Source organism: Mannheimia varigena (assembly GCF_013377235.1).
Lineage (GTDB): Bacteria > Pseudomonadota > Gammaproteobacteria > Enterobacterales > Pasteurellaceae > Mannheimia > Mannheimia varigena.
Genome location: NZ_CP016226.1, coordinates 581,569 through 605,051, shown reverse-complemented (window position 1 = coordinate 605,051; position 23,483 = coordinate 581,569). Strand labels below are relative to the sequence as shown.

Below are 23,483 nucleotides of genomic sequence, written 5' to 3'. Positions count from 1 at the left end.
TGACCGCTTGTAGTACAATACAAGCGGTTATTTTTTATGGAAAAATTACAAATGAATATCTTAAAAGCAGGCGATAAAGCCCCTCAATTTACCCTTCAAAATCAGGCTGATGAGCCAGTTTCTCTTTCTCAATTTGCGGGTAAAAAAGTGCTAGTTTATTTCTACCCGAAAGCCTTAACTCCGGGCTGTACCACACAAGCGTGCGGATTGCGTGATAGCAAATCAGAACTTGATGAACTCAATGTTGTGGTACTTGGCATCAGCCCTGATTTACCGAAAAAGTTAGCTCAATTTGTTGAAAAGAAAGAGCTTAATTTCACTTTGTTATCCGACCCAGATCACCAAGTGGCAGAGGCTTTCGGCGTATGGGGCGAGAAGAAATTCTTAGGCAAAACCTATGATGGCATTCATCGCATCAGCTTTTTAGTGAATGAACAAGGCGTGATCGAATACGTTTTTGATAAATTCAAAACAAGTGAACATCACCAAATGGTGGTCGATTTTATTAAAGGATCAAATTGATGGCTAAGAAAGCGATTTTTCTTGACCGTGATGGCACCATTAATATCGATCATGGTTATGTGCATAAAATTGATGATTTCCAGTTCATCGAGGGCGTTGGCAAGGCGTTAAAACAATTTCAAGATAAAGGCTATTTGCTTGTGCTAGTCACTAATCAATCTGGCATTGCTCGTGGTTATTTCAGCGAAGATCAATTTATGCAACTTACTGAATGGATGGATTGGTCGCTCGATGAAGATTACGGCGTAGTGCTTGATGGCATTTACTATTGCCCACATCATCCTGAAGGCAAAGGCGAGTACCGAGAAGATTGCGATTGCCGCAAACCCAAAGCAGGAATGCTTGAGCAAGCAATTAAAGATCTGAATATCAATCCGGCTCAATCCTATATGGTAGGCGATAAATTGGAAGACTTACTAGCAGCCGAAAATGCCGGCGTGAAAACCAAAGTATTGGTAAGAACAGGTAAAGTTGTTACCGCAGAAGGCGAAGCAAAAGCAGATTTAGTGCTAGATAGCCTTGTGGATTTAGTTAGATACATTAAATAAGAAATAAAATGAACTACAACGATAAATCTCTTGATGCCCTAAAATTGGGGCAAAAAACTGAATACAAAAGCGAATATGATTCTTCACTTTTACAGCCTGTACCCCGCAAATTAAACCGTGATGGGTTAGGAATTGCACAATCTCAGCCGTTTACTCAAGGGGCTGATGTGTGGACGTGTTACGAGCTCTCGTGGCTGAATAAAAACGGTTTGCCACAGGTGGCGATTGCTGATGTTGCTATTGATTTCAAAAGCGAAAATTTAATTGAATCAAAAAGTTTCAAGCTCTATTTAAACAGCTTTAACCAAACTAAATTTAGCTCAATTGAAGAAGTTGAACAGACGATCCAACGAGATCTAGAAAATTGTGCAAGCGGTCAAGTTTCGGTAAAAATTTACAAACTATCGCATTATACGAAACAGCTGATTGTGGACTTTGAAGGCGAATGCATTGATGAACAAGATATTCAAATCGACAGCTACGCATTTTCAACTCACTATTTAGAAAACGTAGCAGAAGATGAGATGGTAGAAGAAACCTTAGTCAGCCATTTGCTCAAATCTAACTGCTTAATTACTTCCCAGCCCGATTGGGGCAGCGTGCAAATTCGCTACAAAGGCAAAAAGTTAAACCGCGAAAAACTGCTACGTTATTTGGTTTCATTCCGTGAGCATAACGAATTCCACGAACAATGTGTGGAACGCATTTTCTGCGATTTAATGCAATTCGCTCAGCCTGAAAAATTGACCGTTTATGCACGCTACACCAGACGAGGTGGGTTGGATATTAATCCGTTTAGATCAAATTTTGAGGAAGTGCCGGAAAATTTACGGATGGCAAGACAGTGATTTTATTGTCCCGTCTGAACCGCCTGAGCGTATTTGAATTGCTAGGCAAATTTACTCTGAGCGAAGCGAATGTAAATTTGTCGTTAAGCCAATTCAAATTAAGTGAAGAAAAGCGGTGAAGTTCGGGTCGCCTTTCTTTTGGTTACTTTTCTTTGGCGAAGCAAAGAAAAGTAACGAGTAAAGCAGATGTTTAATTTTATGATGAATGAGTATAGCCCAAGTTACTATATCGGCGTAATGTCCGGCACGAGCCTTGATGGCGTAGATATTGCTTTAATGGATTTTGCAAAAAATCCGCCCAAAATGATCGCTTGTGATTTCTTTCCAATGCCGGAGGAATTACGTTCGGATATTTCTGCGTTGCTTAAAACGGGAGAAACCAATCTCCAAAAGCTGGGGGAAATCGACCACCGTTTAGGCTTGCTTTATGCACAAACCATTAATGCGTTTTTAGCGAAAAATCAGCTAACAGCAGAACATATTCAAGCCATTGGTTGCCACGGGCAAACGGTTTGGCATTCTCCGGATTCCGTTTATCCATTTACAACACAAATTGGTGATATGAATTTAGTTGCAGCCAAAACAGGCATCACCACCATTGCCGATTTTCGTCGTAAAGATATGGCAGTTGGAGGGCAGGGGGCACCGCTTGTGCCGGCTTTTCATCAAGCAATTTTTAGTGATGCTAATCGTTTAACGGTGGTACTAAACATTGGTGGTATTAGTAACATTTCAGTGCTAAAACCGAATAGCCCAACTATTGGCTATGATGTGGGAGCTGGTAATACCTTGATGGATAGCTGGATTGAGCAACATCAAGGCAAAAGATACGACAAAAACGGCGAGTGGGCGAGAAGTGGAGAAGTGAATGACGAGTTATTAGCTTCATTATTAGACGAGCCATTTTTTGCTAAAGCACCGCCTAAAAGTACAGGTCGAGAGCTGTTTAATTTAACTTGGCTTGCAAAAAAATTAGAAAATTTCACCGCTTGTAAACCTGAAGATGTGCAACGCACCTTAGCAGAATTTACCGCAAAAAGCATCGCCAATGAATTAATCGCACTTCAAACTGAATTGCCTTGCCTTCTGTTAGTATGTGGTGGAGGGGCAAGAAATCCGTTGCTAATGGAACGCTTAGCCGATTTACTGCCAAACTGGAACGTTACAACCACAACCGAGTTTGGTTTAGATATTGATTATGTCGAAGCCGCTGCATTTGCTTGGCTGGCTTATCAACGAATGCATAGTTTACCAAGTAATATGCCTAGCGTTACAGGGGCAAAAAAAGCGGTAAGTTTAGGGGTGATTTACCCAGCGGAATAAAGGAAAATGACAGAAAAGAATTTACTTACTGCTCTTGGGCAGATGATTACCGAGCAACGTAATCCCAATTCAATGAACATTGATAGTTTATTGGCATTAGAAATTGTACAGATTATCAATAATGAAGACAAGCAAGTGCCTATTGCAGTAGAAAAATGTTTGCCGCAAATTGCTTTAGCAGTAGAAAAAATCGTGGTTACCTTTCAGCAAGGTGGACGATTAGTTTATGTGGGAGCCGGAACGAGCGGGCGTTTAGGTGTACTAGATGCTTCAGAATGTCCTCCAACCTATGGTGTCAAACCTGAAATGGTCGTGGGCTTAATTGCCGGTGGTGAGAGGGCTTTACGTTTCCCGATCGAAGGTGCTGAAGATAACCGAGAGCAAGGCAAACTAGACTTACAAGCGGTCAATTTTAGTGAAAAAGATGTATTAGTCGGCATTGCAGCTAGTGGCAGAACGCCTTATGTATTAGGAGCAATGGATTACGCTAATTCAGTAGGAGCAACGACGGTTTCAATTGCCAGTAACCCAAATTCGGTAATGGCACAAATAGCTGATATCGCGATTGACACGGTTGTTGGGGCAGAGGTACTTACAGGCTCAAGCCGTATGAAATCAGGCACGGCGCAAAAACTCGTGCTGAATATGCTAACAACGGCTTCAATGATTTTAATCGGCAAATGCTACCAAAACTTAATGGTGGATGTGCAAGCCACTAATGAAAAGTTAAAAGCCCGTGCAATTCGAATTGTGATGCAAGCCACAGAGTGTGAAAAGGAAGTCGCTGAAAATACGCTAAAATTAGCCGAAAATAACGCAAAATTAGCAATTATGATGATTTTAGGCAATTTAGATAAGCCAACAGCTGAAAGTTTATTAGCTCAAAATCAAGGAAGATTACAAAAGGCGTTAAAAGTATAAGATTTTGTAGGGCGGAGCGATGTGTCCGCCCGAAAATATTTTAGATAAATAAATGACGATATTTTACTAACTCTTCTTTCGTCAAACTAAACACCCCCAGTCCACCGTTTTCAAATTCTAACCAGTTAAACGGCACGCTTGGGAACTGCTCAATTAAATGCACCATACTGTTTCCTACTTCACACACTAACACACCGTTGTCATTTAGGTAATCTGCCGCTTGTGCCAAAATTCGTTTAGTTAAATCTAAACCGTCAGCTCCTGAACCTAACGCTAATTCAGGTTCGTGGTGAAATTCTTCCGGCATATCACCTAAGTCTTCGGCATCCACATAAGGCGGATTAGTTACAATCAAATCATATTTATCTTGCGGAATATCGTTAAATAAATCTGAGCTGATCGGGAAAACTCGATGCGAAACTTGGTGGCGTTCAATATTAATTTGAGCTACATCTAACGCATCAAGTGAAAGATCGACTGCATCAACTTCTGCTTCAGGGAAACGCTCTGCACAGGCAATCGCAATGCAACCGCTGCCGGTGCACATATCTAAAATGCGATGTGGCTCGTTTTTGATAATGCCTTTAAAGCCCTTTTTAATCAGCTCGCCGATTGGGGAGCGTGGCACAATCACACGTTCGTCCACATAATATTCACTGCCGCAGAACCAAGCTGAGTGAGTTAAATAAGCCACAGGTTTACGAGAGCCTAAACGCTCGCAAATTAAGTGGATAACACGTTCTTTTTCCGCTCGTGTTAATCGGGAAGAGTAAAGTGCTTCCGGCACATCAAAAGGCAGATAAAGCCCGGCTAATACTAATTGTTGGGCTTCGTCCCAGGCATTGTCATAACCGTGCCCGTAGTAAAGATCGGAAGCATTGAAATAGCTATACGCCCAACGCATCATATCTTGAATGGTGGCTAAATCATTCACAACGGGCAGGGCTGCAATTTCATCAAGAAGTTCGATATTATATTTAAACATTTTTAGTGCCTTTTGCATAATTATAGAATTGTTGTTTTATACCATATTTTGCTTTGTGTTAGAATGTAAAAATTATAGAGAAGGAAAAGATTATGTCAGAGAATATGTTAGAAGACGAATTTGCATTATTTAGAGAAGCGGCTAAAGGCACGAAAAAAATAACACAAAATACTTATGTACCCAAATCAGAACCTCGTAAAAAACTACAGGAATTACGAGAGTTAAAAGAAAAAGCGGATATTGAGTTCTATTTTTCTGATGAATACGAGCCTTTGCTCAAAGAAGAAAATGAAAAAGTGAAATATCTGCGTGAAGATGTTGATCCTTATATTTTAAAGCAACTCAGACGGGGCGATTTTCAGCCGGAACTGTTTCTGGATCTGCACGGTTTGACCAGAGAAAAAGCGAAAAAAGAGTTGGCAGCTTTAATTTTGGCTTGTGAGAGAGAAAACGTGTTTTGTGCCAGTATTATGACAGGCTTTGGCACTCGCACGCTGAAAGACCAAATTCCTCGTTGGCTTGTACAACACCCGAAAATTATGGCATTACACCAAGCTCCAAAAGAATGGGGTGGTGATGCTGCGATTTTAATTTTAGTTGAGCAGCCGGAAAACCCGGAAAAAATGTTTGGGCGTTAAAATGAGGATAATTGCAAATTTTGAGTAGAAAAAGACCGCTTGTTATTGTTTTGTAAGGGGAACCAATGTCAGAACAAACTTTTCAACAACTTACGGCATTATTAGATTCACATCAAGCCCGCTATCGGATAGTGGAACATTCTTCTGCGGGGAAATCGGAAGAAGTGGCAAAAATTCGTGGTACAGAAATAGGGCAAGGAGCAAAGGCGTTAGTCTGCAAAGTAAAAGGAAATGGCATAAAACAGGCAGTATTAGCAATATTACCGGCGGATTACCAAGCAGATTTAAGCAAAATTGCCGAGCATCTCGGGGGGCTTCGAGCCTCACTTGCCAGCCCGGCGGAAGTGGCAGAATTAACCGACTGTGTATTTGGAGCAATTCCGCCGTTTAGTTTCCATTCCGATTTGTTGTTGGTGGCTGAGCCAAGCTTATTTGAGCGTTACGATGAATTAGCCTTTAATGCCGGCACGTTAGAACGTTCTATTATTCTGAATACGGTAGATTATCAACGTATCGTCAATCCAACTTTAGTGAAGTTTGCGAAAGATTAAGTTAGGGAGCAAAAAAATCGACAATTTTGCCGATAGCAACGTCCATTAATTTGGGATTAGAAAAGGCGTGATCAGCCCCTTCAATCGGAATTAGCTCAATCACATTATTATCGGCAAATTGTTGTGAAACACTTAACGGCACCATTTCATCATCTGTGCCGTGCAGAATTAAAATCTGCTCGGCATAATCCAAATAATCGTTTTGGGTAATATCGCTTGCGGCTAACGCATCAAAAAATTCGTGGCTGATTTTCATTTTACGCTCAAATCCCCACAAAATTTCCTTACCTTTTGCTAATTTCTGGCGTTCTTCTTCGCTCATTCGATTCATCAATGAATGATAAATTTGTATAGCTGGGGCTCTTAGGGTGATTTTACGAAATGGATTTCTGTGCTCGGCAATATATTTTAATGCTAAATAACCACCAAAACTTGTGCCGTAAGCATAGATATTTTTCGCATTCAGCGTGTTTTTGGCGTAATCGATCACAATTTGCAAATAGGTTTGGCATTCAGCAACGGAAAGTTTTTTGCGGGCATCGGCTCCGTGGCAAGGGAAATCAAAGGCAATCGCTGCATAGCCTTTATATTTTGAGGTTAAACGCTCGCCAAATTTAGTGTTCGATTTTAAATCTTTTGAAGACCCAAAACCGTGCAAAATGAGTACCACATTTTCAATATTGTGAAGATCTTTTTCATAAAAGAGCTTACAGCGGATGCTAAAACCTTGTTCGTTAATATCAAAGAGTTTTTCCATATCTATTTACTTTTATTCTGCTTGTATAAGGAGTATTTTAGCATTTTTCCTTTACAAGCGGTCGGATCTCTCTACTTTTTTGCAAATTTTTAGCAAAATTTAACCGCTTGCTACTAGCGAAAATTTAATCCTATTAATAGAATACAGCCTTCATTTTTAAAAGGAGAAAGCTAAAAATGTTACAACTTATCTTCGCTATTTTATGTAGTGTTACGGTGGGGGTATTAATTAAATACGCCCGCCAAAAAGGCATTAGGATCGATCAAAGCATCGCGGTAAACTATATTGTAACTACAACAATGACATTCCTATTACTCAAGCCTGATTTTCAAGGTCAATCTATTACCGAAATTATGGCGACTAATCCGTCTGCTTATATTTTTGTGATTTTAAGTATTACACTGCCAACTATTTTCTTAGTGCAAGCAAAAGCATTAGAGTTTGCAGGGATTATCCGCACTGATGCGGCACAACGTTTGTCATTATTTCTACCAATTCTGGCAGCATTCACCATTTTTGGCGAGCAAGTTACGAATAATAAATTAATTGCTCTGTTCTTGGCGTTTGTGGCGTTGGGCTGCTTGCTTTGGAAAGGCAATCAAGGAATGGAAAAAGGCGGTAAAATTGCGATTATCAGCCTTTTCCTTGTTTGGGTAGGTTATGGCGTAAATGATATTTTATTCAAACAGATCGCCAAATCCGGCTCGGCATTCCCCGTTACTCTAGCCATTGCCTTTATTGGAGCGGGTTGTTTTATGTTTATCTACTTACTGCTAAAACGCACCCAATGGCACGTACCAAGCGTGTTAGTCGGTTTACTGTTAGGTGTGTTGAATTTCGGTAATATTTTGTTCTACATTCAAGCTCACCAAGCAATGAAAGATGATCCAACCCTCGTTTTCACCGGAATGAACTTAGGGGTTATCTGCTTAGGTACATTCGTTGGAGCATTCTTCTTTAAAGAGAAAATCCATAAAGTGAACTATTTAGGAGTGGTTATTGCGATTGTGGCTATTATTTGTTTATTTTATTGGCGTTAAGGTTTAATTTTGGGGCGAACATTAGTTCGCCCTTAATTTTCTCCCAAAATAGTGTAAAATTTTGAACAAATTTGACCGCTTGTAAGTCTTATAGGCACCTATTTCAAAAAGGGAAAAAGAATGAAACTAAAAGCCTTGCCTGTATTTATTATCTCTAGCATTTTTGTGTCTCAAACCTTTGCAAATACCACAGAAAAACTATTAGAACCTACCCCTTTCTTTAACAAAACCGACTCAGGTTACGATTTAACGTTTAATGATCAAAACGCTCGTTCTGTTGAAGCAGAAGTAAATGGCGAGAAAATCCAATTTCGTGCTTTTGAACGAATTGTTTATGTGAGCAATCCTGTTGCTCCTGAATACCAAACACTCAATCTTTATGTGCCTGAAGCTTATTATAATGAAGGTGAGAACAATGGTTATAAAATGAATACTGCACCGATTTTCTTGCCAAATTCGGTAGGTGGTTATATGCCGGCTAAGGCAGCGAGTTTTGAAACCAAAGGACGTGATGGTTCCCCAAGTGCGATTTTGGCAGCTCTTTCAAAAGGCTATGTGGTAGCAAGTGTCGGAGCTCGTGGGCGTACGTTACAAAAAGACGGAAAATTTATCGGCAAAGCTCCGGCTGCCATTATCGATTTAAAATCAGCAGTGCGATATTTACACGCTAATGATGAAAAAATGCCGGGTGATGCCAATAAAATTATCGCAAACGGTACCAGTGCGGGAGGAGCATTATCTGCCTTGTTAGGGGCTTCAGCCGATCATTTTGATTATGAGCCTTATTTCAATGAAATTGGAGCATTAAAAGCGAGTGATAAAATCTTTGCTGTTTCGGCTTATGCACCTATTACTAATCTTGAAAATGCAGATATAGCATATGAGTGGCAATTTAACGGTGTAAATGAATTTAGCCGTATTGATATGAGTAAATTAAATTCAGCGGAATTTAATGACCGCTCAAAACCGATGCCTAAAATTGAAGGTACATTGAGTGAGGCAGAAATTAAGCTATCTAATGAGCTTGCTGAGCGTTTTCCCACTTATTTAAATAGTTTGCACCTGCAAGATGAAAACGGAAATGCCTTAATGCTTGATCCAAAAGGCAATGGTTCTTTTAAAGATTATTTAGCAAATGTTATTAAGCATTCTGCAAATAAAGCCTATGGTCAATTAGCGGAAAATAGTGAGGAACAAAAATCCTTTCAAGAAATTAGTTGGTTATCTTTTGAAAAGGGTAAAATCAGCAATGTAGATTGGTTTGGCTATGTATTTTCAGATAAACGAATGAAATCACCACCTGCGTTTGATGCGTTGAATGCGACTTCCGGCGAAAATAATTTATTTGGTACATATATGGAAAACAATCGCCATTTCACGCTTTATAGTGCAGAACGTTCATCAAATCAGGATATTAATTTAGCTGATCCGCAAATTGTGAAGCGAATGAACCCAATGTATTATGTAGATAATCCAAATGCCGCAGAACATTGGCGAATTCGAGTAGGGACAGCAGATCGCGATACCTCCCTCGCCATTTCAGCTATTCTAGCGATTAAACTACAAATGGCAGGTAAAAACGTGAACTATGAAACCCCGTGGGGAGTGCCACATTCAGGCGATTATGACTTAGAAGAGCTATTCCAATGGGTTGATAAAATCGCAAAAGGCAAAAAGTAAAAAATAGCGTAGAATAAGCAGATCGAAAGATCTGCTTTTTTATGGATTGAAGATTATGCAAGTAAAAAAATTTAGTCAAAAATATGTAAATTGGGTATTAAGATTAGGGCGATTAAGAGCCTCTTTACTCGGTTTTTTTGTGGTCGCCATTTCCGCAATTTTAATTCAAAGTGGATTAACTTATCTATTTATAGGCAGAGTAGTTGTGGTGGATATCTTACGTTCCATCGCATTTGGCTTAATTTCTGCTCCTTTTGTACTCTATTTTTTTACACTTTTAGTCGAAAAGTTGGAGCGTTCTCGTTTACGCTTAGAAAAAGCAGTAAAAGATCTGGAAGAGCTTCGAGAGCAAGATGCTTATCTCCACGCTAAATTAGAGAAAAATAACCGAGATAAAACGATCTTAATGGCAACTATCAGCCACGAATTACGCACACCGCTGAATGGCATTATCGGTTTAAGCCAAATTTTGCTTGATGAGCAACAGAGTGAAAAACAACAAGAATATCTTAAAACTATTAATATGAGTGCAACAGCGTTGGCTCATATTTTTGGCGATATTATCGACTTAGAAAAAATTGACAGTAGCCGCATTGAGTTGTTTAGAAAAGAGGTTGAATTTGAGCAATTAATTCAAGATATCGCCAATTTCGGCAACTTTATGGCGGGAAATAAAAATATTGATTTTAAATTAAAATATCCACCTAATTTACCTAAATATATTTATACAGACTACGCCCGTCTAAGCCAAATTTTATGGAATTTAATCAGTAATGCCGTGAAGTTTACCTCAACAAGCGGTCAAATTTTGCTGGAAATTTGCCAATTAGAGAAAGAGCAATTCAGCTTTAGCGTGGCGGACTCGGGCATTGGTATTCCTGAAAAAGAACAACGCAAAATTTTTGATATGTTTTACCAAGCCGAAAACTCAAAAGAGAAAAAAGCACAGGGGAGTGGTATTGGCTTATCAGTTTCCAAGCGTATTGCGAAATTAATGGGCGGCGATTTAACGGTAAAAAGCCAAGAAAATCAAGGTTCAACCTTTACCCTAACTATTCACGCAGAAAGTACGGAAACTAAGCCTGAATTAGATATTCAAAAGCACGGATTAAAAGTACTTTTAGTTGAAGATATTGAGATGAATGTGGTAGTGGCTCAAGCAATGTTAGAAAAAGTGGGCTGTGAGGTTGATGTCGCAATGACAGGAGAAGAAGCTTTTAAATGCTTTGAGCAAAATAGCTATGACTTAATTTTGTTAGATATTCAATTGCCAGATACTACAGGTTTTGATATTGCACAAACATTAAGAAACCGTTATGAAAACGAGGAAATTGATTATTTACCGCTACTTATCGCTTTAACGGCGAATGTCATTCAAAATCAAAAAGATTATCAAGCACAAGGTATGGACGATGTACTTCGTAAGCCGCTCTCTTTAGAAGCCTTATTGAATTGCCTAAATCACTATTTTGATAATGACTTTTTGCAAAAAAATGAAGAAAAACAACCGATTGTAGATAATAATTCTGAGGGTTTAGCCTATAACATCACAATGTTAAATGAATTGGTTGAGGTAATGGGGAAAGCGAATGTTCTTGCTAATATGGATTTATTTGCTGAGTTAATGCCAGCTTATTTGGAAAATTTACAGCGTTATTTAACTGATTGGCAAATCACAAATTCTGCTGAAAGCCGTAAATTAACGGCGGACGAAGCTCATAAAATCAAAGGGGCATTGGCATCGGTTGGGTTACATCAACTACAACAAATTGCTCAACTTGCTCAATCAGATAATGGTGAGCAGTGGGAGCAAAATATTGCACAATGGGTAAGTGTGATTTATTCCGAATGGCAGACTGATTTACAATTAGCTAAGGAATATGTAGAGATGCACTGAGTGCGTCCTATGCTACCATTTCTTTATTTTGGGATTCACAAACTCAATCCCTTTATCTTGATAGGCTATTCCTTCCAACGTTAGCAGAAAACGTTTATTTGGCAACCCGCCACCAAAACCGGTTAATGCCTGATTTTTACCGAGCACCCGATGGCAGGGAATAAGAATAGAAATAGGATTACGCCCAACCGCTCCGCCTACCGCACGCATAGCACTTGGCTTGCCTAATTTTTTTGCAATTTCACCGTAGGTTGTGGTTTCGCCGTAAGGAATTTCACGCAAAATTTTCCAAACAGACTGTTGAAATTCCGTACCTTGTGGAGCAAGAAAATCTAACTGCTGAAAAGGGATTTTTTCCCCTGCAAAATAGCGGTCTAAAATCTCTTTTGTTTTGCAAAAAATTTCTAAAATTGCACCACTTGCGGGGGGTACTTTGGTAAATGACTCAACAGAAGTTGTGCGTTGTTCTTGTTCAAATTCAATATAAATTAACCCTTCGTTTTGGGCGAGTAAAAGTAATCTACCCACAGGGCTTTGGTAATAATCGTAGTAAATTTGAGATTTCATTTTTAATCCAATAAAAAAGAGGTGTAATTTAGTTTACACCTCTTTTTGCATTAATTCATTAAATTAGAATTTATAGTTTACGTTTAAGCCGTAAAGGTTAGCTCGTGATTTAACATTAAATACGGCACTACCTTCTTTAAAGCTATTTTTTGAACCTCTAAGGTGAGCATAGCCTAAATCAGCAGAAAGGTTCGGAGTGAAACGGTAAGTTGCACCAACTGTGTACCAAGTACGATCTGTATCAGGAATTGAAATAGATGGACTTCTTACACTTGCTGTTTCATCATACGCAATACCTGTACGTAAGGTTAATGCTTCGTTTACATCATAAGAGAAACCTAATGCAACACGCGAAGAATCATTGTAATTTTCTTCTTTATGAAGAAGGACATTGCCTGATTCGCCATAAGCGGTTAAGGCTTTGAATTTTTCCCATTCTGTACGTTTGTAGCTATATTGCATTGCTAACTTGTCGGTTAATTTGTGATAACCTGAAATTTCCCAGTAAGCTGGAAGATGTAATGTTAAACGACCCGGGATCTCGTGTCCGCTGGTTGCTTGGCTCATTTTTGCTTGTTCTGCAATGATTGGATTGGCTAACAAAGGATTAAATGCCGTTGGGAAGGCATTGGAGTAATGACCTTTAAATTTCACATTTACTGCTGAGTGATAAGCAACACCTAAACGGTTTCTTTCATTGATTTCATACATTAAACCTGCGTTCCAACCTAGACTCCATTTATCACCTTTAACACGAGCAAGTTCAATATTATTCTGCATTTGTTTAAGCGAAGCTGCTGCCATAGGGGCTGCCGCTTGTAGCATAGGACTTTGAGATAATAATTTACCGCCCATGCCTAAATGACGAATAAATTCTGCTTCGGAGTAAAGCACATTTAAGCCTGCGCCAGCACTGAAACCATAGCCTAAATTATAAGCACCGCTTAAATTAAAATTGATTACTTTTAATTCGGTATTGCCGCCGTACATACCGGCATTGAAATCAGGATCGAAGTGTGACTTCATACCATAGTTTACGTTCATTCCACCACCAATGACGAAACGATCATTGATTGGAGAAACAATGTATAAATTTGGAACTACTGCTGTAGGAATAATATTTTTTTGTGAAGCCTTGAATACGCCACCGAGAGAGCCATCAACATCAACATCAGGATTTACAACAACTCCACCCGCAGAAAGCTCAGTTTGTTTGAATAATGTCATTAATGCAGGGTTGGTTGCCACAACAGAAGCGTTATCTGCTACAGCAGCATCACCTGCATAAGCTCTACCCAAGCCGGATGTTGAAACTTCAGCTAATTGGAAGGCCGCCGCCTGAGCAGCGTTTGCTGAACAAAGTGTAACTAATGATGCAAGTAATGTTTTTGAAAAAATTTTCATAATAAGTCTCTTAAATAATATGAAAAAGAATTAGTTATCAATAATAAATTGGGGATTGTTAAAAAGTATAACGGACCGATTTTAGAGAGCAAGGCGTATGCTATCAATCACTTTTTACAAAATTTCAACTGTTCCGATCAGTTAATATAAATAGTAATGAAGTTATATTGTTTAGAAATAAGTTTATTCTTTGGTATTTGGAGTTATTTTTTCGTATAATATTTTTACTTTTTTTAATATATAAAACCTTTCACACTAATTAGTACTAAATGATTGACTAAATTGGTAGGTTATATCAAAATTTACACATTATCCTAGAGACTTTTTTCTAGGTAAAACTATGAGGATATTTTATGAAACTTACCTCAAAAGGGCGTTATGCAGTAACAGCTATTATAGATATTGCCTTACACGGTAAATCAGAGCCTGTAAGTTTAGCGGATATTTCAGATCGCCAAGCGATCTCCCTTTCTTATTTAGAGCAGCTTTTCGCACAGCTTCGTCGAGATGGTATTGTGCAGAGCGTTCGAGGTCCGGGGGGCGGTTATCAATTAGGTAAAGACCCAGAAGAAATTAGCGTAGGAATGATTATTTCTGCGGTTAATGAAAATATTGATGTTACTAAATGTAAGGGTAGCGGTAACTGCCGTAAAGATTCTCAATGTTTAACGCATTCTTTGTGGGAGCGATTAGAAGATCAAATTGAGCAGTTTTTAGGGACAATTTCAGTGGCAGATTTAGCCGCAGAACATGCAGATCACGATTGTGAAAAAGCTCATTGTCACGAACGCCCTCATCATCACTAATTGCAAAATTTTTAATAAAAACAACCGCTTGTGAGTTGTTTTAACTAGGAGTAACAATGAAATTACCAATTTATTTGGACTATGCGGCAACCACGCCAATGGACGAACGTGTTGCGAAAAAAATGATGGAATATATGACCAAAGACGGTATCTTTGGTAACCCTGCTTCTCGCTCGCACAAATTTGGTTGGGAAGCGGAAGAAGCGGTTGATGTGGCTCGTAACCAAATCGCAGACTTAATCGGTGCCGACAGCCGTGAAATCGTATTCACTTCAGGTGCAACAGAATCTGACAACCTTGCAATCAAAGGTGCTGCACACTTCTACCAAACAAAAGGTAAACACATCATCACAGTTAAAACTGAACACAAAGCGGTATTAGATACTTGCCGTCAGTTAGAGCGTGAAGGTTTTGAAGTGACTTACTTAGATCCTGAAGAAGATGGTATCTTAGATTTAGCAAAATTTGAAGCTGCGATTCGTCCGGATACCATTTTAGTGTCAGTAATGCATGTAAACAATGAGATGGGTGTTATCCAACCAATCAAAGAGATCGGTGCAATCTGCCGTGCGAAGAAAATCATTTTCCACGTAGATGCAACCCAATCTGTAGGTAAAATCGAAGTAAACGTACAAGACTTAAATGTAGATTTAATGTCTTTCTCAAGCCACAAATTATACGGACCAAAAGGTATCGGCGGTTTATACGTTTGCCGTAAACCACGTGTTCGCTTAGAAGCGATCATTCACGGTGGTGGTCACGAGCGTGGTATGCGTTCAGGTACATTACCTGTTCACCAAATCGTAGGTATGGGCGAAGCGTATCGCATTGCTAAAGAAGAAATGGCAAGCGAAATGGCTCGTTTAACCGTATTACGTGACCGTTTATACAACGGCTTCAAAGATATCGAAGAAGTGTATGTAAACGGCTCAATGGAAGAAGGCAAACGTGTAGGTTCAAACTTAAACATCAGCTTTAACTTCGTTGAAGGTGAATCATTAATGATGTCATTGCGTGATATCGCCGTATCATCAGGTTCAGCTTGTACTTCTGCAAGTTTAGAGCCATCTTACGTATTACGTGCTATCGGCCGTGATGATGAATTAGCTCACAGCTCAATTCGTTTCACATTAGGTCGTTGGACAACGGAAGAAGAAATCGATCACACTATCGAAATCGTGAAAAAAGCGATTGTGAAATTACGTGAACTTTCTCCACTTTGGGAAATGTTTAAAGACGGTGTGGATCTAAGCAAAATCGAATGGAACCATCATTAATTAATAAATTAAATTGGAAGGAATACAAAAATGGCATATAGCGAAAAAGTAATCGATCATTACGAAAACCCACGCAACGTAGGTACATTCGATAAAGAAGCTGCAGACATCGGTACAGGTATGGTGGGCGCTCCGGCGTGTGGCGACATTTTACGTTTACAAATCAAAGTAAACGATCAAGGTATCATCGAAGATGCACGCTTTAAAGCGTATGGTTGTGGTTCTGCAATCGCATCAAGCTCATTAATCACTGAGTGGGTAAAAGGTAAATCTTTAGATGAAGCGGGTGCAATTAAAAACAGCGACATCGCAGAAGAGTTAGAATTACCACCAGTAAAAGTTCACTGTTCAATTCTTGCAGAAGATGCGATTAAAGCAGCAATCGCAGACTATAAAGAAAAACAAGCGAAGTAATATGATACAATGAATGCAAGCGGTCGATTTTTGCAAAAAATTTGCAAAATTTCACCGCTTGCATTTGCTATTTCTATCTTGATTTAATCCATTCACATAAGGACAGCTATGAGTATTACCTTAACAGAAGCCGCCGCAAACCGAGTTCGTACATTTTTAGAAAACCGTGGAAAGGGCATTGGCTTAAGGCTCGGCGTGAAAACATCAGGTTGTTCGGGGTTAGCCTATGTACTGGAATTTGTTGATGTATTAAATGAAGACGATCACGTATTTGAGCAACACGGGGTAAAAGTGATTGTGGACGAAAAAAGCCTCACTTATCTTAACGGTACGCAATTAGACTTTGTGAAAGAAGGCTTAAACGAAGGCTTTAAATATACCAACCCAAATGTCAAAAATGAATGTGGTTGTGGCGAAAGTTTTAGTGTGTAAGGAGAATAGATGAGTAACCCATTTACGCTTTTTGATTTGCCTGTTCAATTCCAACTTGATAACGCCCAGCTTTCTGAGCGTTATCTTGCTTTACAAAAACAGCTTCATCCGGATAATTTTGCCAGCCGTTCAAGTGCGGAACAACTTGAAGCGGTGCAAAAATCCGCAGATGTGAACGATGCACTAAATATCCTTAAAGATCCCATTTTACGAGCGGAAGCGATTATTGAAATCTACACAGGCGAAGCGAAAAATCTCGAAGAAAAAAGTATGCGAGATGTGGATTTCTTAATGCAACAGCTTGAATGGCACGAAAAGCTCGAAACCATTGAATATCGTAAAGATGAAACTGAGTTAACCGCTTTTTTAAAACAGATTAAAACAGAACAAAAAGTGGTATTACAACAGCTTGAAACAGAATTAAATGCAGAACAATGGCAAAAAGCCAATGCCCTAACCGATAAATTACGCTATTTCAAAAAGTTGATTATTCAAATTGAGAAAGTAGAAGAAAAATTGTTTGAAATGTAAATACAAGCGGTCTAATTTTATTAGGATTTTGCAAATGAAAAGTTTAGAAGAATTATTAGATAAACAATCCGCTTGGTTAATTTTAAGAGACTGGTTTACCCAAGCAAAAAACCATTACCAGATTTTGGCAAGTTATTCTGAAGATGCTGGCACGGCATTAGTCGGAATGCAGCTTTCTACTCGCTCTCCGCTTGGAGCAATGCTTTATGAAACAGGTGGAGTATTAATTGATCACGGTTGGTTACGCATTTTAGGCTCGGGTAATGAGAAATTACCTCGTGGCTTATTCGATTGGAACTTTGGTAAAACATTTAAACAATCGGGCGAGCAGCCAAGCCATTTATTAATCGCTGATGATGCGATTGGTGGTTATTTTGCCATTAATGCAGGTGGAATTGGCTCAGATATCGGCAAAGTGTATTACCATCACCCGAAAACGCATAAATGGGAAAATTTAAATTTCGGCTATTCTGAGTTTTTAGGCTGGGCGTTAGCGGGCGATTTAAACGATTTTTACAACGCATTACGCTGGGAAAATTGGCAAGCTGATGTGGAAAAATTACAAGGTCATCAAATTTTAGACTTAAACAGCAAAATTGCTGTGCCGCTTGAACGTCATTACCAAGGTGTATTCGCACCTGAAAATATGGGATATTCGGTGGCTTAAATATTTACTCACTTCCCACAAGGGGACAGAGCAATAGAATTTAGAGAGATAAAAATATAATGGCATTATTACAAATTTCTGAACCGGGTCAAACAGCTGCACCACATCAACATAGATTAGCTGTGGGAATTGATTTAGGCACGACAAATTCTTTAGTAGCGACTGTTCGTAGTGGGCAGGCTCAGGTGTTGCTTGATGAAAAAGAGAGAGCATTAGTGCCGTCTGTGGTGCATTATGCTGAAATGGAGAAAACTGTTGGGGTGGAAGCCTTTGAAAAGGCAGCATTAGATCCGCAAAACACCGTGATTTCAGCAAAGCGTTTGATTGGGCGTTCGTTGGTGGATGTGCAAAATCGTTACCAAAATTTACCTTATCAATTCACCGAAACGGAAAATGGTTTACCACTTATTCAAACAGCACAAGGTAACAAAAGCCCAATCGAGGTGTCGGCGGATATTTTAAGCCATTTAGCACAATTTGCAGAAAAGCGTTTAGGTGGCGAATTATCAGGCGTGGTAATTACCGTGCCGGCGTATTTTGATGACGCTCAACGCCAAAGCACCAAAGATGCGGCACGTCTTGCAGGTTTAAATGTATTACGTTTATTAAACGAACCAACTGCAGCAGCGATTGCTTACGGTTTAGATAGCGGACAAGAAGGCCTGATTGCAGTTTACGACTTAGGTGGTGGTACTTTCGATCTGTCTATTTTGCGTTTACGTAAAGGAGTGTTTGAAGTATTGGCAACCGCTGGTGATACTGCTCTTGGTGGCGATGATTTCGACCATTTATTAGCGGATTGGATTGCCGAACAAGCCAATCACAAACCACAAACTGCGAGCGAGCAGCGTGAGTTACTTACCCTTGCCACTCAAACCAAAGTGGCATTATCACAAGCGGTCGAAATTGAAGTAAATTTTGCAAATTGGATAGGCAGCGTGAGCCGTTCGCAATTTAATGAGTTAATTCAACCGCTTGTAAGACGTTCTTTAATGACTTGCCGCCGTGCGTTAAAAGATGCCGGTGTGGAAGCCGAAGAAGTACGAGAAGTGGTAATGGTGGGCGGTTCAACTCGCGTGCCGTTTGTGCGTGAGCAAGTGGGCGAATTTTTCGGCAAAACACCATTAACCTCAATTGATCCTGATAAAGTGGTTGCCATTGGTGCGGCGGTGCAGGCGGATATTTTAGTCGGCAATAAACCTGATGCAGATATGCTGTTGCTAGACGTTGTGCCGCTTTCGCTCGGTATTGAAACAATGGGCGGATTGGTGGAAAAAATTATTCCACGCAATACCACGATTCCTGTTGCTCGAGCCCAAGAATTTACCACCGGCAAAGACGGACAAACCGCAATGACAATCCACGTGCTACAAGGCGAGCGTGAGTTGGTGGAAGATTGTCGTTCGCTCGGCAAAATCAGCTTACGTGGCATTCCGGCAATGGCGGCAGGTGTGGCACAGGTGCGAGTGACTTATCAAGTTGATGCTGACGGTTTACTAAATGTTACGGCGATGGAAAAATCCACCAAAGTGCAAGCTTCCATTCAAATTAAGCCATCTTACGGCTTAACCGATGAAGAGGTCACGCAGATGATTAAATCCTCAATGACGAATGCGAAAGAGGATATGGAAGCTCGCCAGCTTGTTGAGCAACGTGTTGAGGCTGATCGTGTGATTGACAGCGTGGTCACAGCGTTGAAAGAAGACGGAGCGGAAGTTTTAAGCGTGGAAGAGTTTCAGGCGATTGAAGCGGAATTAGCCCGATTAATCGAACTAAAAGCCGGTTCTGACCGCTTAGCTATTCAGCAAGGTATTAAAGATTTAGACTTAGCCACGCAAGAATTTGCCGCTCGTCGTATGAATCTATCTATTCAAAAAGCGTTGGCAGGGAAAAAAATGGACGACCTAGCATAAGGAGTTTTTATGTCTAACTATGTAAAAACTGAACTCTCAGAGCAGTTTAGAACCGTTGCAGTGGAATTTGATTTAGAAGATAACCGTATTTTTGAATTGGGCGAGCGAATTAATTCTGAATATGGCGTCGCTTATATGAACGGCTATAATTGGGCGGCATTTTTAAGAGCTTATCTCAGTATTTATCGACCAAGCCTATTGGAGTTATTAGAGGAAGATCCTGAAGCAGGGTGCTATTATGTAACTTATCCGCTTTCGGAGAAAAGCAAAGAAAAAGCGAGAGAATTAAAAAATATTATTGTCTATTTGGTTGAAAATGAAGACGAAATTTTAAACTTCATCGGTGAGCATATAGATAATATTGAATGGGATTAATTAAAGGAAAATTAAGATGCCAAAAATTGTATTTCTTCCACACGAAGAGTTCTGCCCAGAGGGTATGGTTGTTGAAGCTAAAGCTGGGGATAATTTATTAGAGGTTGCACACGATGCCGGTGTTGAAATCCATCACGCTTGCGACTGTTCTTGTGCTTGTACCACTTGCCACGTGGTTATTCGTGAGGGTTTTGATTCGTTAAACGACACAACAGACCAAGAGGAAGATATGTTAGACAAGGCTTGGGGCTTAGAAATGGACAGCCGTTTAAGCTGCCAATGTATCGTCGGCGAGGAAGACCTTGTTGTTGAAATTCCAAAATATAACTTAAACCACGCAAATGAGGCAGCACACTAATGAAATGGACAGATACCCGAATGATCGCAGAAAATCTGTATGATATGAATCCAGATTTAGATCCAACCACCGTACGTTTTACTGATATGCATAAATGGATTTGTGAAATGGAAGATTTCGATGACGATCCGGAAGCATCAAACGAACATATTCTCGAAGCGATTTTAACCATTTGGTTAGAAGAGTACGAATAAAAAGGAACTTAAAGTATTAAGTTTAAGTTTTAATAGTAAATAAAAACCAGTGTATATGAAGGTGATTACGCCTTAAAAGCTTTTTAGATAAAAAGCATATAGGAAATAGTTGGTAAAAAGCACATAAAACCGCTCTTTTGCCAATATTTCCTAAAATACTTACCCCTATAAATATGTAGGCTGTAATAAAACATTTATCCTCAAACCAAAATTAAATGCTGAATTAATTTGGTATGATTATTCTGTTTGAGTAATAAACTCAACAATAATTAGCAGATAAATATCATAGTTCTCTCTGTACAATACACCAATATTGGGTAACCTTAAATCGTTATTAAATACTCCTCCCCAAAAATAAGAAATAAGCATTAAGTATATAGAGAATTTAAAATAATTATTAAGGCTTTTTTTTAAAAATTCAAAAAATGTATTTTTTAAAAATACATTATTGATAAATAAAACATAAACCTTTCTCAAGGTAAATAATTTTAATATTCTTTCAATCTCAAAATAATATTAGGAGACATTTATTTGACATTGATAAATACTTGCGCTTTTTAATAGTAAAGGTTTACCTACAATCAGAATTAATTTATGAATACCTTTTGGTAAATTAGATAATTGAATTCGATTACGCTTCACTTTTCCAGAATCACGTTTACCATTTTCTAACTCTAATTGCCATACTGCTTGGATTTTTAGTGTACGGTCAGCTAAAAAAAGAGGAATGTAAACTGGAGAATTTAAAGAAAAATGTATTTGTTCAGGAATAATTTTTCGAGAGTTTTTGGGTTGGGATAGTTTCTTTAAATTCGACATGGTGTTTCTCGATTAAATAAAACAGGTTAGTCTAAATTAAAAATAAAGTGCTAGAATAAATAAAAAACTAGCACTTCATTATTTTTTATATTACTTAATTACACCACATGCCATACGAGCACCGCCACCGCCAAGTGGAGCAGGGTGATCTGAGTGGTTATCGCCACCAGCGTGAATCATTAATGAACGGCCTTTAATTTCATCTAATTTTTTCAAGCGCGGCGCTAATACAGGGTTTGTTGATGTACCATCGTGTAAAACCGTTAATGCTGGTAAATCGCCTAAATGAGCATCATCAGACCACGGGAAGCCGTGATGTTCTGCTTTGCTAGGATTCCAGTGTCCACCAGCAGCTAAACCTGCTGTGAGTTTTCCATCTTTTTCTTTTGCATCACAGCTTGGATTCTCGTGAATATGGAAACCGTGCAAGCCTTCTGTCAAATCTTTTAAATTTGGGGTAAATACTAAGCCGTATTTAGATTCAGTAATTTCTATTGTACCAACATCTTTATTGCCTTTTTCTACATCTAGTTGTTGAACTTGAACAACAATTTTTGCTGGTTCTGTGGCTGCTGCTGAAAAGCTGAATAAAGAACCTAATGCGATTGCTAGTGCTGTTTTCATTTTCATAAGACTTCCTTTTTCATAGATAAGCCGTGATTGGCACTTTATTTTAACCATAGTGGTTAAATTTTGTCAAAATTTTGTAAATCAATAAAAAACATTGATTTTTCAATAAAAATCTTGTATTTATTCATAATTATTCATAACAATTATTTTAGGAGCAAACATAATGCAAAATGTAGGTTTTATTGGTTGGCGTGGAATGGTGGGATCTGTTTTAATGGATCGTATGGTGGAAGAAAATAACTTCGCCAACATCAACCCGATTTTCTTCACCACTTCACAAGCGGGTCAAAAAGCCCCGGTTTTTGCAGGCAAAGATGCTGGCGAGTTAAAAAACGCTTTTGATATCGAAGAGTTAAAAAAATTAGACATCATCGTGACCTGCCAAGGTGGTGATTACACCAACGAAGTCTATCCAAAATTAAAAGAAAGTGGCTGGAACGGCTACTGGATTGATGCAGCCTCAGCACTTCGTATGAAAGATGATGCAATTATCGTGTTAGACCCTGTAAACCAACACGTGATTTCAGAAGGCTTAAAAAACGGTATTAAAACTTTCGTAGGCGGAAACTGTACCGTTAGCTTAATGTTAATGGCAATCGGCGGCTTATTCGAAAAAGATTTAGTGGAATGGGTCTCTGTTGCAACCTACCAAGCAGCTTCAGGTGCTGGTGCGAAAAATATGCGTGAATTGCTCTCACAAATGGGCGAATTGCGTGATTCTGTACAAGCTGAATTAGCAAATCCAGCCTCTTCAATTTTAGAGGTTGAACGCAAAGTTACCGCAAAAATGCGTGCAGATGATTTCCCAACCGAAAACTTCGGAGCAGCATTAGGTGGCAGCTTAATTCCTTGGATCGACAAATTACTTCCGGAAACCGGACAAACCAAAGAAGAATGGAAAGGCTACGCTGAAACCAACAAAATCTTAGGTTTAAGCGAAAATCCAATCCCGGTTGATGGTTTATGTGTGCGTATCGGTGCATTGCGTTGCCACAGCCAAGCGTTCACTATCAAGCTCAAAAAAGATATCCCATTAGCAGAAATCGAGCAAATTATCGCTGCTCACAACGAATGGGTGAAAGTGATTCCAAACGACAAAGAAACTACATTGCGTGAATTAACTCCGGCAAAAGTCACCGGCACATTAAGCGTACCGGTAGGTCGTTTACGCAAATTAGCGATGGGTGGTGAATACTTAGCGGCATTCACCGTGGGCGACCAATTATTATGGGGTGCAGCAGAGCCGGTTCGCCGTATTTTGGTGCAATTAACTAAATAATTTGTTTTTATAGCGCTTACAAGCGGTCAGATTTTGTAAATTTTTTGCAGAATTTGACCGCTTGTTTGTTATAATTCTTTTCATCTTTTTTCACTTTTAGATGAATA

At 39.2% G+C, this 23,483-nt stretch carries 27 protein-coding genes; 21 read left to right on the top strand and 6 right to left on the bottom strand.

Translation table 11 applies throughout. From position 1 onward, the window contains the following. Positions 1 to 51 precede the first annotated feature (51 nt). From bcp to murQ, 5 genes are all read left to right on the top strand, one after another. Positions 52 to 522 carry a thioredoxin-dependent thiol peroxidase gene (gene bcp, locus A6B40_RS02695; protein ID WP_176672309.1) on the top strand — a complete coding sequence of 157 codons (471 nt, stop codon included), beginning with the start codon at positions 52 to 54 and terminating at the stop codon, positions 520 to 522. Then, positions 522 to 1,070, top strand: coding sequence for a D-glycero-beta-D-manno-heptose 1,7-bisphosphate 7-phosphatase (gene gmhB / locus A6B40_RS02690; protein ID WP_176671476.1), 549 nt, complete (start codon positions 522 to 524; stop codon positions 1,068 to 1,070). Before bcp ends, gmhB begins: the two co-directional genes overlap by 1 nt. Positions 1,071 to 1,078: 8 nt before the next feature. Next, positions 1,079 to 1,918 carry an NADPH-dependent 7-cyano-7-deazaguanine reductase QueF gene (gene queF / locus A6B40_RS02685; protein ID WP_176671475.1) on the top strand — a complete coding sequence of 280 codons (840 nt, stop codon included), beginning with the start codon at positions 1,079 to 1,081 and terminating at the stop codon, positions 1,916 to 1,918. 186 nt (positions 1,919 to 2,104) lie between these two features. Next, on the top strand, positions 2,105 to 3,241 hold the full coding sequence (locus A6B40_RS02680) for an anhydro-N-acetylmuramic acid kinase (RefSeq protein WP_176671474.1): 1,137 nt from the start codon (positions 2,105 to 2,107) through the stop codon (positions 3,239 to 3,241). A gap of 6 nt (positions 3,242 to 3,247) precedes the next feature. Next, positions 3,248 to 4,162, top strand: a complete 915-nt coding sequence (gene murQ / locus A6B40_RS02675) for an N-acetylmuramic acid 6-phosphate etherase (protein ID WP_025247897.1) — start codon at positions 3,248 to 3,250, stop codon at positions 4,160 to 4,162. 40 nt (positions 4,163 to 4,202) lie between these two features. On the opposite strand, the gene prmB is transcribed toward murQ, so the two are convergent. Next, positions 4,203 to 5,147 carry a 50S ribosomal protein L3 N(5)-glutamine methyltransferase gene (gene prmB / locus A6B40_RS02670; RefSeq protein ID WP_025247896.1) on the bottom strand — a complete coding sequence of 315 codons (945 nt, stop codon included), beginning with the start codon at positions 5,145 to 5,147 and terminating at the stop codon, positions 4,203 to 4,205. 104 nt (positions 5,148 to 5,251) lie between these two features. On the opposite strand from prmB, the gene smrB reads away from it, so the two are divergent. Together smrB and A6B40_RS02660 are read left to right on the top strand one after the other, a co-directional pair. Further along, entirely contained in the window at positions 5,252 to 5,785 is a 534-nt protein-coding gene (gene smrB / locus A6B40_RS02665) for an endonuclease SmrB (protein WP_025236230.1), read from the top strand. A gap of 65 nt (positions 5,786 to 5,850) precedes the next feature. Further along, positions 5,851 to 6,336, top strand: a complete 486-nt coding sequence (locus A6B40_RS02660; protein WP_176671473.1) for a YbaK/prolyl-tRNA synthetase associated domain-containing protein — start codon at positions 5,851 to 5,853, stop codon at positions 6,334 to 6,336. Position 6,337: 1 nt separating this feature from the next. On the opposite strand, the gene A6B40_RS02655 is transcribed toward A6B40_RS02660, so the two are convergent. Next, complete coding sequence (locus A6B40_RS02655) at positions 6,338 to 7,093, bottom strand: alpha/beta hydrolase family protein (RefSeq protein ID WP_176671472.1); 756 nt, start codon at positions 7,091 to 7,093, stop codon at positions 6,338 to 6,340. 176 nt (positions 7,094 to 7,269) lie between these two features. On the opposite strand from A6B40_RS02655, the gene A6B40_RS02650 reads away from it, so the two are divergent. From A6B40_RS02650 to A6B40_RS02640, 3 genes are all read left to right on the top strand, one after another. Continuing rightward, positions 7,270 to 8,133 carry an EamA family transporter gene (locus tag A6B40_RS02650; RefSeq protein ID WP_176671471.1) on the top strand — a complete coding sequence of 288 codons (864 nt, stop codon included), beginning with the start codon at positions 7,270 to 7,272 and terminating at the stop codon, positions 8,131 to 8,133. A gap of 120 nt (positions 8,134 to 8,253) precedes the next feature. Further along, positions 8,254 to 9,813: a subtype B tannase gene (locus A6B40_RS10100; protein ID WP_218064531.1), complete on the top strand. Its 1,560-nt coding sequence runs from the start codon at positions 8,254 to 8,256 to the stop codon at positions 9,811 to 9,813. A gap of 55 nt (positions 9,814 to 9,868) precedes the next feature. Next, entirely contained in the window at positions 9,869 to 11,710 is a 1,842-nt protein-coding gene (locus A6B40_RS02640; protein ID WP_176671470.1) for an ATP-binding protein, read from the top strand. 12 nt (positions 11,711 to 11,722) lie between these two features. Here A6B40_RS02640 and A6B40_RS02635 read toward each other — a convergent pair whose 3' ends face one another. Together A6B40_RS02635 and A6B40_RS02630 are read right to left on the bottom strand one after the other, a co-directional pair. Then, a complete protein-coding gene (locus A6B40_RS02635) occupies positions 11,723 to 12,277 on the bottom strand; it encodes a methylated-DNA--[protein]-cysteine S-methyltransferase (protein ID WP_176671469.1) in 555 nt (184 codons plus the stop codon). Between the two features lie 63 nt (positions 12,278 to 12,340). Next, a complete protein-coding gene (locus tag A6B40_RS02630) occupies positions 12,341 to 13,681 on the bottom strand; it encodes an outer membrane protein transport protein (RefSeq protein WP_176671468.1) in 1,341 nt (446 codons plus the stop codon). A 353-nt stretch (positions 13,682 to 14,034) separates the two neighbouring features. Here A6B40_RS02630 and iscR point away from each other — a divergent pair, with 353 nt between their 5' ends. The 10 genes from iscR (at position 14,035) to iscX (ending at position 20,648) form a co-directional block, all read left to right on the top strand. Then, positions 14,035 to 14,487 carry a Fe-S cluster assembly transcriptional regulator IscR gene (iscR, locus tag A6B40_RS02625; protein ID WP_025217577.1) on the top strand — a complete coding sequence of 151 codons (453 nt, stop codon included), beginning with the start codon at positions 14,035 to 14,037 and terminating at the stop codon, positions 14,485 to 14,487. Positions 14,488 to 14,543: 56 nt separating this feature from the next. Next, positions 14,544 to 15,764, top strand: coding sequence for an IscS subfamily cysteine desulfurase (locus A6B40_RS02620; RefSeq protein ID WP_176671467.1), 1,221 nt, complete (start codon positions 14,544 to 14,546; stop codon positions 15,762 to 15,764). 30 nt (positions 15,765 to 15,794) lie between these two features. After that, positions 15,795 to 16,178 (top strand): Fe-S cluster assembly scaffold IscU, encoded by a 384-nt coding sequence (iscU, locus tag A6B40_RS02615; protein ID WP_025217575.1) that lies wholly within the window; start codon positions 15,795 to 15,797, stop codon positions 16,176 to 16,178. 108 nt (positions 16,179 to 16,286) lie between these two features. Beyond that, positions 16,287 to 16,610 (top strand): iron-sulfur cluster assembly protein IscA, encoded by a 324-nt coding sequence (gene iscA, locus A6B40_RS02610; protein WP_025217574.1) that lies wholly within the window; start codon positions 16,287 to 16,289, stop codon positions 16,608 to 16,610. Between the two features lie 9 nt (positions 16,611 to 16,619). Beyond that, on the top strand, positions 16,620 to 17,141 hold the full coding sequence (hscB, locus tag A6B40_RS02605; protein ID WP_176671466.1) for a Fe-S protein assembly co-chaperone HscB: 522 nt from the start codon (positions 16,620 to 16,622) through the stop codon (positions 17,139 to 17,141). 34 nt (positions 17,142 to 17,175) lie between these two features. Continuing rightward, positions 17,176 to 17,808 carry a DUF2625 family protein gene (locus tag A6B40_RS02600; protein ID WP_176671465.1) on the top strand — a complete coding sequence of 211 codons (633 nt, stop codon included), beginning with the start codon at positions 17,176 to 17,178 and terminating at the stop codon, positions 17,806 to 17,808. Positions 17,809 to 17,867: 59 nt separating this feature from the next. Then, positions 17,868 to 19,721, top strand: coding sequence for a Fe-S protein assembly chaperone HscA (hscA, locus tag A6B40_RS02595; protein ID WP_176671464.1), 1,854 nt, complete (start codon positions 17,868 to 17,870; stop codon positions 19,719 to 19,721). 9 nt (positions 19,722 to 19,730) lie between these two features. Then, positions 19,731 to 20,096, top strand: coding sequence for an Imm51 family immunity protein (locus A6B40_RS02590; RefSeq protein WP_025217570.1), 366 nt, complete (start codon positions 19,731 to 19,733; stop codon positions 20,094 to 20,096). 16 nt (positions 20,097 to 20,112) lie between these two features. Beyond that, positions 20,113 to 20,454, top strand: a complete 342-nt coding sequence (gene fdx / locus A6B40_RS02585; protein ID WP_025217569.1) for an ISC system 2Fe-2S type ferredoxin — start codon at positions 20,113 to 20,115, stop codon at positions 20,452 to 20,454. Continuing rightward, a complete protein-coding gene (gene iscX, locus A6B40_RS02580) occupies positions 20,454 to 20,648 on the top strand; it encodes a Fe-S cluster assembly protein IscX (protein ID WP_006248391.1) in 195 nt (64 codons plus the stop codon). Before fdx ends, iscX begins: the two co-directional genes overlap by 1 nt. Before the next feature lie 516 nt (positions 20,649 to 21,164). On the opposite strand, the gene A6B40_RS02575 is transcribed toward iscX, so the two are convergent. Beyond that, positions 21,165 to 21,467 carry a hypothetical protein gene (locus tag A6B40_RS02575; RefSeq protein WP_025217568.1) on the bottom strand — a complete coding sequence of 101 codons (303 nt, stop codon included), beginning with the start codon at positions 21,465 to 21,467 and terminating at the stop codon, positions 21,165 to 21,167. A gap of 90 nt (positions 21,468 to 21,557) precedes the next feature. After that, entirely contained in the window at positions 21,558 to 22,097 is a 540-nt protein-coding gene (sodC, locus tag A6B40_RS02570) for a superoxide dismutase family protein (protein WP_176671463.1), read from the bottom strand. A 163-nt stretch (positions 22,098 to 22,260) separates the two neighbouring features. Between sodC and asd the strand changes: the two genes are divergently transcribed. Then, a complete protein-coding gene (gene asd / locus A6B40_RS02565) occupies positions 22,261 to 23,376 on the top strand; it encodes an aspartate-semialdehyde dehydrogenase (RefSeq protein WP_176671462.1) in 1,116 nt (371 codons plus the stop codon). The last annotated feature ends 107 nt before the right edge of the window (positions 23,377 to 23,483 follow it).